Source organism: Mediterraneibacter sp. 210702-DFI.3.120, from assembly GCF_020561005.1.
Taxonomy (GTDB): Bacteria; Bacillota; Clostridia; order Lachnospirales; family Lachnospiraceae; genus Mediterraneibacter; species Mediterraneibacter faecis.
Genome location: NZ_JAJCNG010000024.1, coordinates 1 through 16,784 on the forward strand (window position 1 = coordinate 1; position 16,784 = coordinate 16,784).

Sequence of the window (16,784 nt, forward strand, 5' to 3'; positions counted from 1 at the left end):
CGGAAGAGGAAGAAATCCTTGAAGCAGAAGAAGCAGAACCGGAAGAGGAAGAAATCCTTGAAGCAGGAGAAGCAGAACCGGAAGAAATCCTTGAAGCAGGGGAAGCAGAACCGGAAGAGGAAGAAATCCTTGAAGCAGAAGAAGCAGAACCGGAAGAGGAAGAAATTCTTGAAATAGATGCAGCTGAGTCAGAAGATCTGACAGATGAATCAGAAGATTTGTCTGAGGTGGAGGAACTGATCTCAGAAACTGAAGTTGTCAATGATGAAGATGATTCAGAAGGAGCAGCAGTAAGAGAGACTATGGACAATAAAAATAATGAAGAACCAATTTTATCACCAGAGATACAGAAACTGATTGATGAGATTGAAGGTGTTATTCCGGAAGAGGAAGAAGTAGATGCAACAGTAAGTTCAGAAGAAGTTCTTGAGGTAGAAGAAGAACCACATGAAAATATGGGAGAGCTTGCGGATGATCTCAGACTCGGTGAGGATGAGTACGAAGATTATGATGCGTATGACTGGGATGATGCAGAAGAGTTTGACGAAGACGATATTTTAGATGATTATGAAGAGTCTGATGACGATTTGTTGGATGATTATGAAGAGTCTGATGACGATCTGCCGGATGATTATGAAGACGCTGATGATGATCTGTTCGGTGAGGAAGAAGGATATGATGATCTGGATGCCTATGGTTATGAAGAAGACGATGAGGATGATGAAGTAATTAATCCAAGAGATCTTTTCACAGCAGAAGATAAGATTTCAGATGATGATCTTCTTGGTCTGAATTCTTATGAAGAAGTGCCAAATTTTGAAGATGAATTCAGCGTGAATCCAGCGCATAGTGAGGAACCGGATGATAGAGAGATTCCGGATGAAGATGACGGAATTGATATCATGTCTGCGACGACACCATTGAGCCGTAAAGAGACTGCAAAATTGATCGCAACAGGTAAGACATCACCATTGCCATTAGATGAGATTGCAGATGCAATGTCTGATACAGGATTTATCGTGCATGGTCGTTATGATCTTGAAACACAGAGCGGAATCGGTACAAGAGCAGGACTTACAGATGAACAGAAGAAACTCTTCTCTTATTTCGTACCTGTACGTGGTATGAGTGAGCAGCTGGTAGATGTACTTGAGCAGGATAAGAACTGTACAAACCGCAAAGGAACTTCCAGAACAGGAAACCTTCTGATTATTGGAAATAAAGGAAATGGAAAGACAGTCCTTGCTGTTGATGTTGTAAAGGCAATTCAGAAGCAGCGTGATATCCGTCAGGGCAAGGTTGCGATTGTAACAGGAGAGTCACTGAATAAGAAGAGAATCGGAGACATTTTCCGTAAACTGTACGGCGGTGCACTGATCATTGAAAAAGCCGGACAGATGAACGAAAAAACACTCGCCAAGCTGAACAAAGCAATGGAGCAGGATACAGGAGAACTTTTGGTAGTTCTTGAAGAGCAGAGAAAACCACTGGACAGACTTCTTTCTTCCAACAGAGAATTCAGAAGAAAATTTACTTCCAGACTTGAAGTGCCGATCTTTATTAATGATGAGCTTGTAACATTTGGACAGACTTATGCTCAGGAGAATGGTTACAGAATCGATGAGATGGGAATTCTTGCACTGTACAGTAAGATTGATTCTTTACAGAGAGAAGATCATGCAGTAACAGTAGCAGAAGTGAAAGAAGTGATGGATGATGCGATCGCTCATTCACAGAAAGCTTCCGCAAAGAAGCTTGTGAAGAGAGTATTTGGAAAGAATACAGATTCTTCCGACAGAATTCTGCTTTCAGAGAAAGATTTCAACATTTAATGACATATATTTGTTAAGAATTAATAGACAGTCAGTAAAACGACTGTCTATTTTTGTGCAATAATACATTTTCTCTTTCTTTTTTATACAGTATCAAGTATAATAAAACTATAGTGTTCAAGGGGAGAATGAAACTTTGTTACCAATTGAAAGATTCGGTAATGTGCCTTGATCTATAAGAAATTGTATGGTTTTTAAATCATTACAATCAGGAATATATTTGAGCAGTGAGGTGGCTTTATTATGGTTAAGAAAAACAGCACGAAGACGAAAGTGCAGCCTTATGAGATCGGAGAACTTGACCATTATCTTTTTGGGCAGGGAAATCATTATGAGATTTATAAAAAGATGGGTGCCCATGAGGTGACAAAGAACGGAAAAAGAGGAGTATATTTTGCGGTATGGGCTCCTCATGCAGTAAACGTTTCTGTAATCGGAGAGTTTAATGACTGGGATGAGACGAAAGATAAGATGAAGAGAGGAGAGCCTCTCGGAATATACACATGCTTCGTTCCGGAGGCGAAGAAAGGGGATTTGTATAAGTTCTGTATAGAGACACAGGCGGGTGAGAAGATCTATAAAGCAGATCCATTTGCTAATTATGCAGAGCTCCGACCGGGAACAGCATCCAGAATTACAGACATTTCTAATCTGAACTGGTCAGACAGTAAGTGGATGACAGCTCGTGAGAAGTGGAATAACAAAGAAGAACCAGTGTCTATTTACGAAGTGCATATGGGTTCCTGGATGAGACATCCTGGAAGAGAAGATGAAGGATTCTATACATATCGTGAGTTTGCAGAAGCAATTACAAAGTATGTAAAAGAGATGGGATATACTCATGTTGAGTTGATGGGAATCGCAGAGCATCCGTTTGACGGTTCCTGGGGATATCAGGTAACCGGATATTATGCACCCACTTCACGCTATGGAACACCGGAAGATTTTGCATATATGGTAAATTATCTTCATAAGAATAGTATCGGTGTTATTCTTGACTGGGTACCGGCGCATTTCCCGAAAGATGCACATGGTCTGGCAGATTTTGACGGAACACCGACATTCGAATATCCAGATCCGAGAAAAGGTGAGCATCCTGATTGGGGAACGAAGGTTTTCAATTATGAAAAACCGGAAGTTTCTAACTTCCTTCTGGCGAATGCATTGTTCTGGGTTGAACATTATCATGTAGACGGACTTCGTGTAGATGCAGTGGCATCTATGCTGTATCTGGACTACGGAAGAGAAGATGGACAGTGGATTCCGAATAAATTTGGTGGAAATGAGAATCTTGAGGCGATTGCATTCTTTAAACATTTGAATTCTGTAGTTTGCGGAAGAAATAAAGGCGTTATGATGATTGCAGAAGAGTCTACAGCATGGCCGAAGGTGACAGGATCTCCTGAGGATGACGGACTTGGATTTACTTTGAAGTGGAATATGGGATGGATGCATGACTTTACAGAATATATGAAACTGGATCCTTATTTCAGAAAAAATGCACATCATATGATGACATTTTCTATGGAATATGCATATTCAGAGAACTATATTCTTGTACTTTCTCATGATGAGGTTGTTCATCTGAAATGCTCCATGTTGAATAAGATGCCGGGAGAAGGATGGGATAAGTTCCGCAACTTGAAGGTGGCATATGCATTTATGATGGGACATCCTGGAAAGAAGCTTCTCTTTATGGGACAGGAGTTCGCACAGCTTCGTGAGTGGAGTGAAGAGAGAGAACTGGATTGGTTCCTTCTTGCAGAAGAACCACATCAGCAGATTCAGAACTGGTATAAAGATTTGCTTCATCTTTATAAGAAGAATAAGGCATTGTATGAGTTGGATAATGATCCGAAGGGATTTGACTGGATCAATAAGGATGATATCTTCCGGAGTATTTTCAGTTTCACAAGACATTCAAAAGATGGTAAGAAAAATCTGCTCTTTGTATGCAATTTTACACCGGTAGACAGACCAGATTATCGTGTTGGTGTTCCGAGAAGAAAGCAGTTTAAGCTTGTTCTTAACAGTGATGAGACAAAATACGGCGGATCAGGAGAGGAACGCCCATTGGTTTACAAACCAGAGAAGCAGGAATGTGATGGTCAGAAATATTCCTTTGCATATCCTCTTCCGGGATATGGTGTGGCAGTATTTGAGTATTAAGTTGTATAGTATAATGTTTTCCACGAATAGATGGAACAGGAATTAGACATACATTAATTTGCCCCTGCATAGATTGTAAAAAACAAACTATGCAGGGGCTTTTCTATGAGAGAATATATTGAGGAGCGTGCAGTGGAAATTGCAAATTATATTATAGAAAATAATGCGACAGTGAGACAGACAGCAAAACAGTTTCGGATTAGTAAGAGTACGGTGCATAAGGATGTTACAGAACGCTTGCTTCAGATCAATCCATCACTGGCTCATGAAACGCGTAAGGTTTTAGACACCAACAAATCAGAACGTCACATCCGGGGAGGGCTCGCTACCAGAGAAAAATATTTACACTTGCATGCTTCCAATTATTGAAGTTAATGTTACAATAAAAGTGGATATTCAATCAGAAACACGGACATTGAGAGGAGATTGTTCAAATGCGGGTGGCAATCGTTGAAAGGGATGAAAAAGTATTAGAAGAACTGAAAAAAGGTTTAAAACGCGTAGATCCGAATTACGAGTTGGCGGGGACTGCAGGGAATGGACAGTCTGCATATGAGATGATAACAGTTATGCAGCCAAATCTTGTTATCATGGATATTGGGCTTCCGCGGATGAATGGGTTAAATCTTTTGAGAAAATTACGCACGGAAGGACGTGAGTTCCGTGTGATTATTATAACAAAGGATAAAGATTTTCAACAGGCAAAGCAGGCAATCGATCTGGGGGTGGACGGATATTTAGTACAGCCGTTCCGGCCGATGGAGCTTAAGAAGGCATTAAGCCGTATTCATGAAAAAATTAGGAATGAATATTGGATGCAGGCTTCTTTTACTGTTGAAAATATTCTGTTAAGCTGCAGGTATGGAGAAATTATATCGAATCAAAAGTTAAATGAAATGACTATCCGGAAATTTGGTTTTACAGTGGATGATCCGGGATATTTATTTACGGTTTCAATGGCAGACGAATACGAGGAGCAGAAGGAAAATATACGTGGATTTCTCGAAGAAATCTGTAGACGTGAGTGTGGATTTTCGGCATCTGTTATATGTTCGGATCGATGGAAACAGGTGTATCTGATCATTTACCGGGTACGTGAAGCAAGGAACTGGAAAGAATATTTTCAAAAAAATGTGGTTACTGGGTTATGTAGGAATTTTCCGGGGACAATTATTTGTGTATGGATAGAGACAAAACAGTTGACAAAGCTGGTAGATGCAATGATTCAGGCAGGAAGTCTCATGGAATGGAATCTTCTTCAGCCGCGAGGAGTTTTAATCTGTCAGCAGACAGTTGAGAAATTTGAAGCTGTTCCGGTGCGTTATCCGGTAGAATTAGAACAACGAATGCGAGAAATGATTTTCGATGAAAACAAGAAAGGAATTGCCAGACAATTTCAACTTGTTTGTGAGGAAATGAAAAGAGAAAAATATTTTCCAAAAGAAATGAAATACAGTATCATTCGTTTTTGCATGGCAGCTGGATTGAATTATAGAAATTATGGCGGGGAGATTGACGAAACAAAAATCCTGAGTCTTATGCAGCAGATTACCTATGCCATCAGCTGGAAACAGATAGAGAAAGCGATTCAAGGCTTGGAACGGATGATATCATATGAGCATAAATTTGAGCAGTACAGTACGCTTATCCAAAAAGCAATGGAAATTATAAGAAAAGAATATGACAGTGGTATTACATTGGAAGAAGCAGCGAGCCAACTTTATGTATCGGAAGAATACCTGAGTTCTCAGTTTAAGAAGGAGACAGGATATAATTTTACAGAAACTGTGAGGAAATACAGGATAGAAAAAATAAAGGAGCTTCTCAGGACAACAAAATATAAGATGAATCAGATTGCGGGGCTTGTCGGTTACTCTGATCCAAAATATATGAGTAAGGTGTTTAAAGAGGAGGAAGGAATTTTACCGACGGAATACAGACGTAACTCCAATGGGATTTCATAATTAGGAGTAATTTCATATTGCTTATAGAAAAAAGTAGAGAATAAGAGGCATATTTAATTAAAAAAATACACTTTTATAAAAAATTTCGCCCTTTTAAATATAAAAAATGTGCTATGATATATGTGAAAAGTGAAAAGGATTTCATAGCCGTTAAGGCAGAAAGAGGTGAAAAGAATGAGCACAATGAACATTACTTTCAAACACCCGGATGAGATCATTGATTTCTTGAAAACAGTATGTAAATTTGACTTTAACATGGACATGAGAAGAGGACGGGCAGTAGTAGATGCGAAGTCATTACTTGGAATCATGAATCTGGGATTGAATAACGTGATTGAACTGCAGATGTATGCAGACGATTGCACAGAACTTGAAAGACAGCTAGAAAGATTTGCAGCATAAAATGGAACATAAAAATGGGATGTCGAGCATTTGTTCGGCATCTTTTTTGATATATTATACCCATAACAGTGGATACATAGAATGCGCACTGCGGTGTACAATGTAGGTGTCGCAAGCGACCACCGCAGGCGTAAGAGGGTGCCGAGGCACATTCTTTGTTCTGGATAGATCAGAAGGGGAATAATTACCGTGTATAGTAATAGAAATTGTGGATAAGATTTTATTTTACATAAACAAATACTTGTAAATCAATGCTTCCTCTACTATAATGAAAAACAGAAAAAGATATATAGATAAAGTAAATAGTTTTGATTGGATTTTACAGGAGGAAAGATTTGAAGAAAGAATTAGTGATTGTCCTTGACTTTGGTGGACAGTATAATCAGCTGGTTGCCAGACGTGTCAGGGAATGTAATGTATATTGCGAGATTTATTCTTATAAGACAGATATTGAAAAGATCAAAGCAATGAATCCGAAAGGAATCATTCTCACAGGCGGACCGAACAGCTGTTATGAGCCGGATTCACCGACTTATTCAGAAGAACTGTTCAAGCTTGGTATTCCGGTTCTCGGACTGTGTTATGGTGCACAGCTGATGTCACATGTACTTGGTGGAAAAGTTGAGCGTGCTGATGTAAGAGAATACGGTAAGACAGAAGTTATTATTGATAAAAAAGACTCCAAAGTATTTGAGGGTGTTTCAGAGACAACAACATGTTGGATGAGCCATTTTGATTATATTTCAAAGATTGCTCCGGGATTTGAAATTACAGCACACACTGCTGACTGTCCGGTTGCAGCAGCTGAGAACGCAGCTGAGAAACTGTATGCAATCCAGTTCCATCCAGAAGTACTTCATACAGTAGAAGGAACAAAGATGATCAACAACTTTGTAAAAAATGTATGTGAATGTGCGGGCGACTGGAAGATGGATGCTTTTGTTGAGAATACAATTGCAGAGATCCGCGAGAAGGTTGGAAACGGAAGAGTATTGCTCGCATTGTCAGGTGGGGTTGACTCTTCAGTGGCAGCAGGACTTCTTTCCAAAGCCATTGGAAAACAGCTTACTTGTGTATTCGTAGATCACGGACTTCTTCGTAAAAATGAAGGAGATGAAGTTGAGGCAATCTTCGGACCAGAAGGACAGTTTGATCTGAACTTTATCCGCGTAAATGCGCAGGAAAGATATTATAACAAACTTGCAGGCGTTACAGAGCCAGAAGCAAAACGTAAGATTATCGGTGAAGAATTCATCCGTATCTTCGAAGAAGAAGCAAAGAAGATCGGTACTGTTGAATTCCTTGCACAGGGAACAATTTATCCGGATGTGGTAGAAAGTGGTCTTGGCGGAGAATCCGCTGTGATCAAATCTCACCACAATGTAGGAGGACTTCCAGATTTTGTAGATTTCAAAGAAATCATTGAGCCGCTTCGTGATCTTTTCAAAGATGAAGTTCGTAAAGCAGGACTTGAGCTCGGACTTCCTGAAAGACTCGTATTCCGTCAGCCATTCCCAGGACCGGGACTTGGAGTACGTATCATCGGCGAAGTAACAGCTGAGAAAGTTCGTATCGTTCAGGATGCAGATGCTATTTATCGTGAAGAGATTGAAAATGCCGGACTTGATAAGACAATTGGTCAGTATTTTGCAGCACTTACGAATATGAGAAGCGTTGGTGTTATGGGTGATGAGAGAACTTATGATTATGCTGTAGCTCTTAGAGCCGTTAATACGATTGATTTCATGACTGCAGAGGCAGCGGAGATTCCGTATGAAGTTCTGAATAAAGTGATGAGCAGAGTTATAAATGAAGTTCGTGGGGTGAATAGAATATTCTATGATCTGACGAGTAAGCCACCGGGAACGATTGAGTTTGAATAAGCAAAAATGCTTAGTAAACCCAGCGTTTATGCGGGTTTGCAGCATTTTTAAAAGTCTTTTGATAACAAATTGATAACAGTTGCATGAGCGCCATTATTCTTGTAATCCAGTGGTTTTAGGGTTAGAGAATGATTGACAGGTGGTTGTGCAACAAATAAGTCCATATTATTTAGAAAGCCCTTAGCTGTGGGTAAGAACTCATAGCTAAGGGCTTTTTTGTTGTATTTATTTATCTGGTTTGAGTTTGTCTTGGAACATTTCGACCAGAGCATCGCTAAGTTCCTGTGACGGAACTTTCGCCCATGTTTGCGTAGTATCAAACTCCGGGTAGTGGTAACGCCACTCATCGTATTTGTCTTTACTGATTTCTTCAGAAGATAGCTTGTCAGCCTGCTCTTTCCAGGCATACAGCATTTTCAGAAGTTCGTGAGCGTCTTTACCTTTGGAAGTATCGACTTTCAGACAGATTTCTCCGTCTGATTCACTGACAGTCAGACCGTACAAATCTTCAAGGGTAAATAAAGTGTGCATCAGTCCGATATAGCTGTCAATATCAGGCACATCGAGGGCATGAGGGGAAACATCCAGAGCCTGTGCCAGTGCAGCAGTAAGTTCCGCCTTCGGTTTTCTTGTTCCTGTTTCGTATTGTGCTAAACGTACATCGGCACTTCGCTCAGGAAAGCCGACAATCGTACCAAGATATTTTTGTGTCATCCCACGCAGAATGCGGAAAAAATGTATTCTCTCTCCAATCGCCATAACGTGTCCACTCCTTGTATATATTTTACAATGAGTATAGCAGATATGTTTAGGAGAAGTCAAGATAATACAAAACAAAAAAGTTTAATATTTTCCAAAAAGCCACTTGACACAAGCAAATATGCTTAGTATAATAAGCTCAAATTAAGCAAATAAGTTTAATAAAAACAAAAATGACCGTCCGAACAGTATAAACCGCAAAGACCTTGCCAGATAGCAAGCGAGCGCCTGACATATTACGATATATCGAGACAGCACAGTGCCGAACAGGGAATACCTGCTGGAACTGCATTCGGATAGAACGGCGATAAAAAACAAAAGAAAGGACTGATTATTATATGAAAAACAGATTTATTTGTGCCGAAGAAGTGGCACAGGAACTAAGCGTATCAAAGCCGTATGCTTACAAGTTAATCCGTCAGTTGAATGAGGAACTGAAAGCAAAAGGCTTTATTACCATTTCAGGACGGGTAAACCGCCAGTATTTTTATGAAAGACTCTACGGAGCAGGAAAGGGGGATGAATAATGCCGGTATTCAAAAACGAGAGCAATGGAACTTGGTATGTGATGGCGAGATATGTCAACTGGAAAGGCGAGCGTAAGCAGAAATGCAAGCGTGGCTTTGCTACCAAGAAAGAAGCACAGGAATGGGAGCGAATGTTCCAGTTGCAGAACTCCTCTGATATGGATATGAGTTTTGAAGCCTTTACCGAACTGTATATCCGGGATATGAAAAGCCGTCTGAAGGAGAACACATGGCTGACAAAGGAACATATCATCCGCACGAAGATTTTACCGTATTTCGGCAAGCTGAAAATCAGCGAGATTTCCACAAAAGAGGTCATTGCATGGCAGAATGAGATGCTTGCCTATCGGGACGAGAAGAAAAAGCCATACTCACAGACCTATCTGAAAACACTCCATAATCAGTTGTCCGCTATCTTCAATCATGCGGTGCGGTATTATGAGCTGCGTTCCAATCCAGCCGCTAAAGCGGGAAATATGGGAAGTGAGGAACACAAGGAAATGCTGTTCTGGACAAAAGAAGAATATAAGAAATTCTCATTCGAGATGATGGACAAGCCTGTTTCCTTTTACGCTTTTGAAATGCTCTACTGGTGCGGTATCCGTGAAGGAGAATTGCTGGCATTGACTGCCGCCGACTTCGATTTTGAGAAAGAAACGGTCAGAATCAACAAGTCCTATCAGCGGTTACACGGAGAAGATGTGATTACCACACCGAAAACAAAGAAAAGCAACCGCATCATCAAAATGCCGAAGTTCCTTTGTGAAGAAATGCGGGAGTATTTGCAGATGCTTTACGGATTGAAGAAGAAAGACCGAATCTTTACGGTCACAAAGAGTTATCTTCATCACGAGATGGACAGAGGTGCGAAAGCCGCAGGAGTAAAGCGTATCCGTATCCATGATTTAAGACACAGCCACATCAGCCTGCTGATTGATATGGGATTTTCAGCGGTGGCGATTGCAGACCGTGTAGGGCATGAAAGCATTGACATCACTTACCAGTATGCTCATCTGTTCCCGTCAAAGCAGACGGAAATGGCAGATAGATTAGACGATTTAGGGAAAGGAGAGATTGAAAATGTCAGCTAAGAACAGAGATAACAAAAACCGTTGGAGAAACATTACAGTAGGGTTTAGGGTATCGCCCGAAGAAAATGAACTCATTAACAAGGCAGTCGCCTTATCGGGATTGCCGAAGCAGGAATACTGCTACCGCCGTTGCCTGAATCAGGATGTAGTGGTACAGGGAAATCCGAGAGTATTCAAGGCACTCAAAACGGAACTTGCCGCTGTCCTCGCAGAACTAAAGCGGATTGAAGCAGGAAACCGTGCGGATGAAGAACTGCTGAATGTCATTGAACTAATCGCTGTTATTCTGGGCGGTCTGAAAGGAGAGGACGAGGATGGAAAATAAAAAAGAAAAGACTGCCCCGGATGTATCTGTTGGCGCAGATACGGAGCAGCCGACTTCTAAAAACACTACAAGTAGTATATCCGAGAATGATGGAAATATCAAGAGTTTTGAGGAATTGCAGAGAGAAATGCAGTTGCGATCAGACCCATCCTATCTCCAGACAATTTCCATGAATGAGCTGTTTGACACACAGTATCGGAGTAAGCAGCCGTTGATTGACGGTCTGCTCTACCCCGGCACTTATATCTTTGCAGGTTCGCCCAAACTGGGAAAGAGTTTTTTGATGGCACAGCTTGCCTACCATGTCAGCACGGGCACACCGCTTTGGAATTATACCACCCGAAAAGGAACGGTGCTGTATCTGGCACTTGAAGACGATTACCGCCGCTTGCAGGAGCGTCTGTATCGGATGTTTGGGACGGAAAGTACCGATAATCTTTACTTCTCTGTCTCAGCCAGTCAGCTTGGAAATGGACTGGATGAGCAGCTTGCAAGATTTGTGGCAGAGCATAAAGACACGAAGCTGATTATCATTGATACGCTTCAGAAAGTGCGTGAGGTTGGCGGCGATAATTACAGTTACGCAAATGACTATCAGATTATGGCAAGACTGAAAAGTTTTGCGGATGCTCACGGACTTTGTTTGCTGCTCGTACACCACACAAGAAAGCAGAATGCGGATGATAAGTTTGACATGATTTCCGGGACAAGCGGACTGCTTGGAGCAGCAGACGGAGCGTTTCTTCTTCAGAAAGAAAACCGGACAGGTAATGCCGCAACACTGGAAGTATCGGGCAGAGATCAGCAAGACCAGAAGCTGTATCTTATCCGCAATACAGAAACCTTGTTGTGGGATTTGCAAAAGGCAGAAACGGAGTTATGGAAAGAACCGCCAGAGCCGTTATTGGATGAGATTGCGAAGCTTGTTATGAAGGACAATCCTTACTGGGAAGGTTCGCCAACAGCACTTGTTGCACTGATAAATGTGAACATTCAACCGCACGTTATCACAAGAAAACTGAACATTCTTGCAGGACGGTTGTATACAGAACATGGGATTCTCTTTCGGAGTGAACGTGTCCACGAAGGACGGAAACTGAGGTTCTGGAAAGACAATACAGAGAATGCGTGACAGTACGTGACGGTTGTGACGGTATTTTTGACAGCGGGGTGGTATCAAAATAACCGTCACGACTGTCACATACCGTCACGTACTGTCACGGAAAGGATGGATAAGATGGGAAATGTGCAAATATCACAGGAATTATTTATGCAGTTGCTCCACTTTCACTTGGTTGAAGATGAGAGCTACGAGAAAGAAATCAAGCAGGGGTTAGAGAAGAAATTAGACAGGATGGTCATGCGTGACCTGTATGGAAAATTTAAGAATGCACCGACAGAGGAAGAACGGGAACGGGCGAGAAAAGAGTATCTGGACAGACGAGGAGTGCCGGAGAGTTTCCGATGGTAATTCTTCCTTGATGATAAGAACAGGAGCGTGACACGCCCCTGTGGATAGCAGACAAGGAGAAATCTGGAAAGGAGAATCATGCAATGAGAGAAGGAAGATTAGGTTATAACTGTGAAAATGGCAGATATGGATTGTTGTCAATGGATTTATGGATTGATACAGGATTTCACTGCGGAGAGTGTATGGAAGTTCTGGTAGATGATCAGTGGGTGCGGACAAGGATGGAGATGAATCCTGCAATGGAATGGTATCTGGTGGGAACACCGTACTGCGGCGATCTGGAGTATGTACGGGCAAGAATACCGGAATAAATCAGACAGGAAGTAAAGAGTCGGCTTGTTGTCAGGAATAAAAAACAGCCCGGATACGGGCAAATAAAAAGGGCGGACACGCCCAAAATGAAAAGCAAAAGCCAAGTTATGACAAAGGCATAAAGTATCTCATAAAGCCCTCGGCGTTTGAGAGCGAAATACACCCATCGCACAAACTTCGTTTATGCTCTGTGTATTTCGCCCTGCCGGGAGCTATGCCAGAAACGGCAATTAGTTCGTAAAACAGGTGCCTATGCACCTACTCACAGCGAAGCAGGCGAGAGCCGGGAAAGGAGAATGCTTATAGGCAGACATTCATTTATCAGACAAAACAAGCTGTCTGATGTGGTAGGAAGAATTGACTATATTTCTAATCCGAAAAGACAGGAACATCTCTATGCGACCTATCAGACGGAAGGAGCAACACCAGAGTTCTGGAAGAATCTTGCCAGAGAGAATCAGTTGGATTTTAAGGCAAGTGGAACAACAGGAAAATGTATTGAAGGACGGGAGTTTATCATTGCACTTCCAGAAAGTTTTGTTGAGTACAAGGCAGATGATGTGGTAAGGCTTTTCACGGAAAGTTTTTATAAAAGGTACAGTGTAGAATGTAGTGCGGCACTTCACCATAACAAGAAAATGACCAATTACCATATCCATCTCGTATTCAGCGAACGGAAAATGCTGGAACATCCCGAAGTGAAAATTGCTACCAGAAATATGTTTTATGATGAGCAGGGCAAGCACAGACGCACGAAGAAAGAGATTTTAGATGAGCAGGGAAATCTTCGGGCAGGATGCAGCATTATTCCCAAAGGGGAGGTTTATGAAAGCCATATTTTTACAAAGAAAGATGAGTGGTTTAAGAGCGATGCGTTTACCAGAGAAGTTAAGGAGATGTTTACGGAAATCATTAACAGCCATGTGAAAGAAGAATCCGAAAAACTGTCTGTATTTCAGCAGGGCGGCGTGTATCTGGCAACAAAGAAAATTGGGAAGAACAACCCGAAAGAAGCAGAGATACGGGCGGACAATGTGGCAAGGCAGGAATGGAATCGGACGGTAGATGTAGCATTGGTTGAGGGTGTTCCCGAAGAAGATATTTTGACAATTAAGCGTGAGAAAATCACAGACAAAACATTGCAATCTATACGGACACATGGTTGGTTGCCAGATATGTTTCAGCAGATTATCCGTGGTGCAAAAGACTTCTTACAGGAAATGATTTTCAAGTTTAAGCTGCCGCCGAAGCCAGTACCGAAGATTGATTTACAGGAATGGAATGATATGCGGAAGCTGATGGAGAAACTTCAGAAGCAGTCACAGGCAATGAAATCCACACAGCAGGAGATTTCCTCATTGAAGAAACAGCTTTCCGAGACAACTGGATTTTTTAAAGGGAAAGCACGGAAATCTTTAGAGGGCAAAATTGAACAGTCAGAGAAACAGGAAAAACGTATCCACACGGATATGGAGCAGACTGTAAAACAGGCAGGATATCCAGATGTTCAGTCCTTTGCAAAGACATATCAGAAATCGGAAAAACTGGTCAGGGAATATAATGAGGAGCTGCGAGCATGGAAAAATCAGACAGAACCGAAAAAAGAGAAGCTATCAGAACCGTCGAAAAAGGCAAGCATACGGGAAAAATTGCACCGCTATCAGCAGGAAAGCAGGCAACAGCCAAAACAGACAGCAAAGAAGAAATCAATGGACAGAGGACGATGAGAAAGGTGGAACAGAAAATGAAGAAAACAATTTTTGAAGAAATGGGCGGCACTTATGTAAGATGTGGGGATTACTTTATCCCCAACCTTACTTTGCCGGAGGAAGAAGAACCGAGATTTGTTGGAGTATGGGGACAAAGACATTTGCAGTATTTGAAAGAATACCGCAGGAATGTATATCTGGATCTGATGATGAGCGGCAGACTGAACAGTTATCTGGTAGATATAGAGGAACAGGCACAGGAACGCTTTGAAAGAATTGTAGAGCAGATGAAACAGGCACAAGGAATTACAGAACGGTTAAAGGCAGACAATGCGTGGGAGTGGGTAGGCAGGATGAATAATATACAGGCGTGTGCGAGGGAGATTGTAGATAAAGAAATCATTTATCAATAAGGAATAAGAGTGGCGGAAAGCAAGTCTAAAATGGCTTGCTTTTTGCTTTACAATGTAGGCGGCTGATGTATATAATTATAAATCATAAATTCATGAATTTAATATCAGAAGGTAAAAGCAGGCGTATATTGCGACCGTTTTTACCTTCTTAATAAAATCTGTATTAAGCATATTTATAATGCAGGGGACAAAGACTATTAAAGTTACTATTTCAAGTCCTGCTTTCTAAAAATACGAATCCCAATCTTGTAAAACAGAAGAATTTCCAGAATATTGAACAGGCAAAATTCTATGTGGTAAGGAAAGTCTTTGAAAATAAGAGAAGTTTCTTCCTTTGTGCCGAATTCTGATTCAAATAGCAGATAACTGTGAAATTCAGCCTGCGCAAACGGTGATACTAAAACATGAATGTTATTTGCTGTACGGGCAAAACTATCTATTCGTAGAGGGTTTTCCACAATTTCATGAGTGATAGGATCAGTCCAAGTGCTTGATTGATTTAAGCTGGAAACTGACTTTCCACCTAATGTCAACAATGCTAAGGTTAGAATAACTGCAATTCCAAGACTGATAAGTTGCTTATGTGAAATCATTACAATCATAGTGTACAAAGCAGATACTGTGATGATGCACACAAAAGCAATCGCAGCATGAAATGCAAATTCAGTTACATTGACTTTATCACTAAATTCTAATCCAGCAATATTTGAGCTTGTGAAAACAGATAATATATCAGCAACAAAGAGAACTGTAGCACATATGCTACTGACGATTAGTTCGACAATATAAATCTCTTTTCGTGTATATCCTGCGGATATCTTGTTGTTGATTGTTCTGTTTTCAAAGTCACTCCCTAAGTATAACGGAATCAACACTGCCAAAATGATACATATCAGGTCAGAATTTTCCAATAAAAATGTTGTTGTAAAGATTTTGAAACCATATCCATTTAATAAGATTCCATAAACATTGATGGCAATTACTGCGATTACTCCAAGCCATAGAATTGGAGATTTTGCAGCACGCTTTAGTTCCATAGATAAAAGTTTATTCATAGTTTAAGTCTCCTTTCTGCTTTTCTATAAAAAATTTTTGAAGTAAAAAGTTTCTAAATCGGTATCGGCTATTTCTGATGAAGAGAATTCTTGAATTAAAACACCATTTTTGAGGAAACCATAGTGGTTTGCCACTTTTTGAAGTTCGCTTAAGATATGACTTGAAATCATAATGGTAACACCATACTCTTCATTTAACTTTGCGATGATAGCTCTGACATCTTTTATGCCTTCAGGATCAAGTCCGTTAAGAGGCTCGTCTAAAATGAGGAATTGCGGATTTCCTACAAGTGCCATTGCTAAAGCCAGACGCTGACGCATACCTAATGAATAATTCATTACCAGTTTTCGAGTATCTTTCAGATGTACCAGTTCTAATAGTTCAGCAATCTTCGACTTTACTTCCTTTGATGGACATCCACAAATTTTAAGCTGATACTTCAAATTTCCTTTTGCACTTAAGGTAGGATATAATGCAGGTGTTTCAATAATGGCACCGATTTTAATATTTTCAGATTTAACAACTGTTCCTGAGGATGGACTTTGCAAATTAGAAAGTATTCTCATTAAAGTTGTCTTGCCTGCACCATTATTTCCAATCAATCCATAGATAGCACCTCGAGGAATATGAAGGGAAACATTATCTAAAGCGATTGTTTCTTTGTAATGTTTACAAAGGTTTTGGGTTCTAATAATATCATTCATAAAATTCATCCTTTCTAAATCTGTACGGCAATTGCTGTTGTTAATGAAAGTATAGGTTGTTGGAAGAAAAAAATAAAGCAAATAGCCTTTTACAGTTGGATTTTAGAAGGATAAGGTTACTTTACATGCATGTAAAACGATAATATCTTGTGTAAAATACACGATTA

Annotated in this window: 16 protein-coding genes and 1 pseudogene; 14 read left to right on the forward strand and 3 right to left on the reverse strand. The window is 40.7% G+C overall.

Annotated features, from left to right (window positions below; all coding sequences use genetic code 11):
* The 6 genes and pseudogenes from LI162_RS12065 to guaA form a co-directional block, all read left to right on the forward strand.
* A pseudogene (locus LI162_RS12065) lies at nucleotides 1-1,832 on the forward strand (hypothetical protein); the annotation flags it as partial.
* A 243-nt stretch (nucleotides 1,833-2,075) separates the two neighbouring features.
* Nucleotides 2,076-4,001, forward strand: a complete 1,926-nt coding sequence (glgB, locus tag LI162_RS12070) for a 1,4-alpha-glucan branching protein GlgB (RefSeq protein ID WP_227156725.1) — start codon at nucleotides 2,076-2,078, stop codon at nucleotides 3,999-4,001.
* A 105-nt stretch (nucleotides 4,002-4,106) separates the two neighbouring features.
* Nucleotides 4,107-4,370 carry a sporulation transcriptional regulator SpoIIID gene (gene spoIIID, locus LI162_RS12075; protein WP_015530105.1) on the forward strand — a complete coding sequence of 88 codons (264 nt, stop codon included), beginning with the start codon at nucleotides 4,107-4,109 and terminating at the stop codon, nucleotides 4,368-4,370.
* A gap of 65 nt (nucleotides 4,371-4,435) precedes the next feature.
* A complete protein-coding gene (locus LI162_RS12080; RefSeq protein WP_020436026.1) occupies nucleotides 4,436-5,965 on the forward strand; it encodes a response regulator in 1,530 nt (509 codons plus the stop codon).
* Nucleotides 5,966-6,139: 174 nt separating this feature from the next.
* Nucleotides 6,140-6,367, forward strand: a complete 228-nt coding sequence (locus LI162_RS12085) for an HPr family phosphocarrier protein (RefSeq protein WP_015530108.1) — start codon at nucleotides 6,140-6,142, stop codon at nucleotides 6,365-6,367.
* A 335-nt stretch (nucleotides 6,368-6,702) separates the two neighbouring features.
* Complete coding sequence (guaA, locus tag LI162_RS12090; protein WP_020436025.1) at nucleotides 6,703-8,250, forward strand: glutamine-hydrolyzing GMP synthase; 1,548 nt, start codon at nucleotides 6,703-6,705, stop codon at nucleotides 8,248-8,250.
* A gap of 225 nt (nucleotides 8,251-8,475) precedes the next feature.
* Here guaA and LI162_RS12095 read toward each other — a convergent pair whose 3' ends face one another.
* Complete coding sequence (locus LI162_RS12095) at nucleotides 8,476-9,009, reverse strand: helix-turn-helix domain-containing protein (RefSeq protein ID WP_064786372.1); 534 nt, start codon at nucleotides 9,007-9,009, stop codon at nucleotides 8,476-8,478.
* A 338-nt stretch (nucleotides 9,010-9,347) separates the two neighbouring features.
* On the opposite strand from LI162_RS12095, the gene LI162_RS12100 reads away from it, so the two are divergent.
* From LI162_RS12100 to LI162_RS12135, 8 genes are all read left to right on the forward strand, one after another.
* Nucleotides 9,348-9,536 carry a hypothetical protein gene (locus LI162_RS12100; protein WP_064786371.1) on the forward strand — a complete coding sequence of 63 codons (189 nt, stop codon included), beginning with the start codon at nucleotides 9,348-9,350 and terminating at the stop codon, nucleotides 9,534-9,536.
* Nucleotides 9,536-10,627 (forward strand): site-specific integrase, encoded by a 1,092-nt coding sequence (locus LI162_RS12105; protein WP_227156727.1) that lies wholly within the window; start codon nucleotides 9,536-9,538, stop codon nucleotides 10,625-10,627. The genes LI162_RS12100 and LI162_RS12105 overlap by 1 nt, the downstream gene beginning before the upstream one ends.
* The gene (locus LI162_RS12110) at nucleotides 10,617-10,952 is read left to right on the forward strand and encodes a plasmid mobilization protein (protein WP_055224342.1); all 336 of its coding nucleotides are present in this window, start codon (nucleotides 10,617-10,619) and stop codon (nucleotides 10,950-10,952) included. Before LI162_RS12105 ends, LI162_RS12110 begins: the two co-directional genes overlap by 11 nt.
* Entirely contained in the window at nucleotides 10,942-12,084 is a 1,143-nt protein-coding gene (locus LI162_RS12115) for a helicase RepA family protein (protein WP_227156729.1), read from the forward strand. The genes LI162_RS12110 and LI162_RS12115 overlap by 11 nt, the downstream gene beginning before the upstream one ends.
* Before the next feature lie 105 nt (nucleotides 12,085-12,189).
* Complete coding sequence (locus LI162_RS12120; protein ID WP_055224338.1) at nucleotides 12,190-12,423, forward strand: hypothetical protein; 234 nt, start codon at nucleotides 12,190-12,192, stop codon at nucleotides 12,421-12,423.
* 83 nt (nucleotides 12,424-12,506) lie between these two features.
* Nucleotides 12,507-12,734, forward strand: coding sequence for a DUF5348 domain-containing protein (locus tag LI162_RS12125; RefSeq protein ID WP_055224336.1), 228 nt, complete (start codon nucleotides 12,507-12,509; stop codon nucleotides 12,732-12,734).
* Nucleotides 12,735-13,031: 297 nt separating this feature from the next.
* Nucleotides 13,032-14,462, forward strand: coding sequence for a MobA/MobL family protein (locus LI162_RS12130; protein ID WP_227156731.1), 1,431 nt, complete (start codon nucleotides 13,032-13,034; stop codon nucleotides 14,460-14,462).
* Nucleotides 14,463-14,479: 17 nt separating this feature from the next.
* The gene (locus tag LI162_RS12135; RefSeq protein WP_118587882.1) at nucleotides 14,480-14,857 is read left to right on the forward strand and encodes a TnpV protein; all 378 of its coding nucleotides are present in this window, start codon (nucleotides 14,480-14,482) and stop codon (nucleotides 14,855-14,857) included.
* A gap of 206 nt (nucleotides 14,858-15,063) precedes the next feature.
* On the opposite strand, the gene LI162_RS12140 is transcribed toward LI162_RS12135, so the two are convergent.
* Both LI162_RS12140 and LI162_RS12145 read right to left on the reverse strand, forming a co-directional pair.
* Nucleotides 15,064-15,912, reverse strand: coding sequence for an ABC transporter permease (locus tag LI162_RS12140; RefSeq protein WP_003864628.1), 849 nt, complete (start codon nucleotides 15,910-15,912; stop codon nucleotides 15,064-15,066).
* 24 nt (nucleotides 15,913-15,936) lie between these two features.
* On the reverse strand, nucleotides 15,937-16,617 hold the full coding sequence (locus tag LI162_RS12145) for an ABC transporter ATP-binding protein (RefSeq protein ID WP_040466133.1): 681 nt from the start codon (nucleotides 16,615-16,617) through the stop codon (nucleotides 15,937-15,939).
* Nucleotides 16,618-16,784 lie beyond the last annotated feature (167 nt).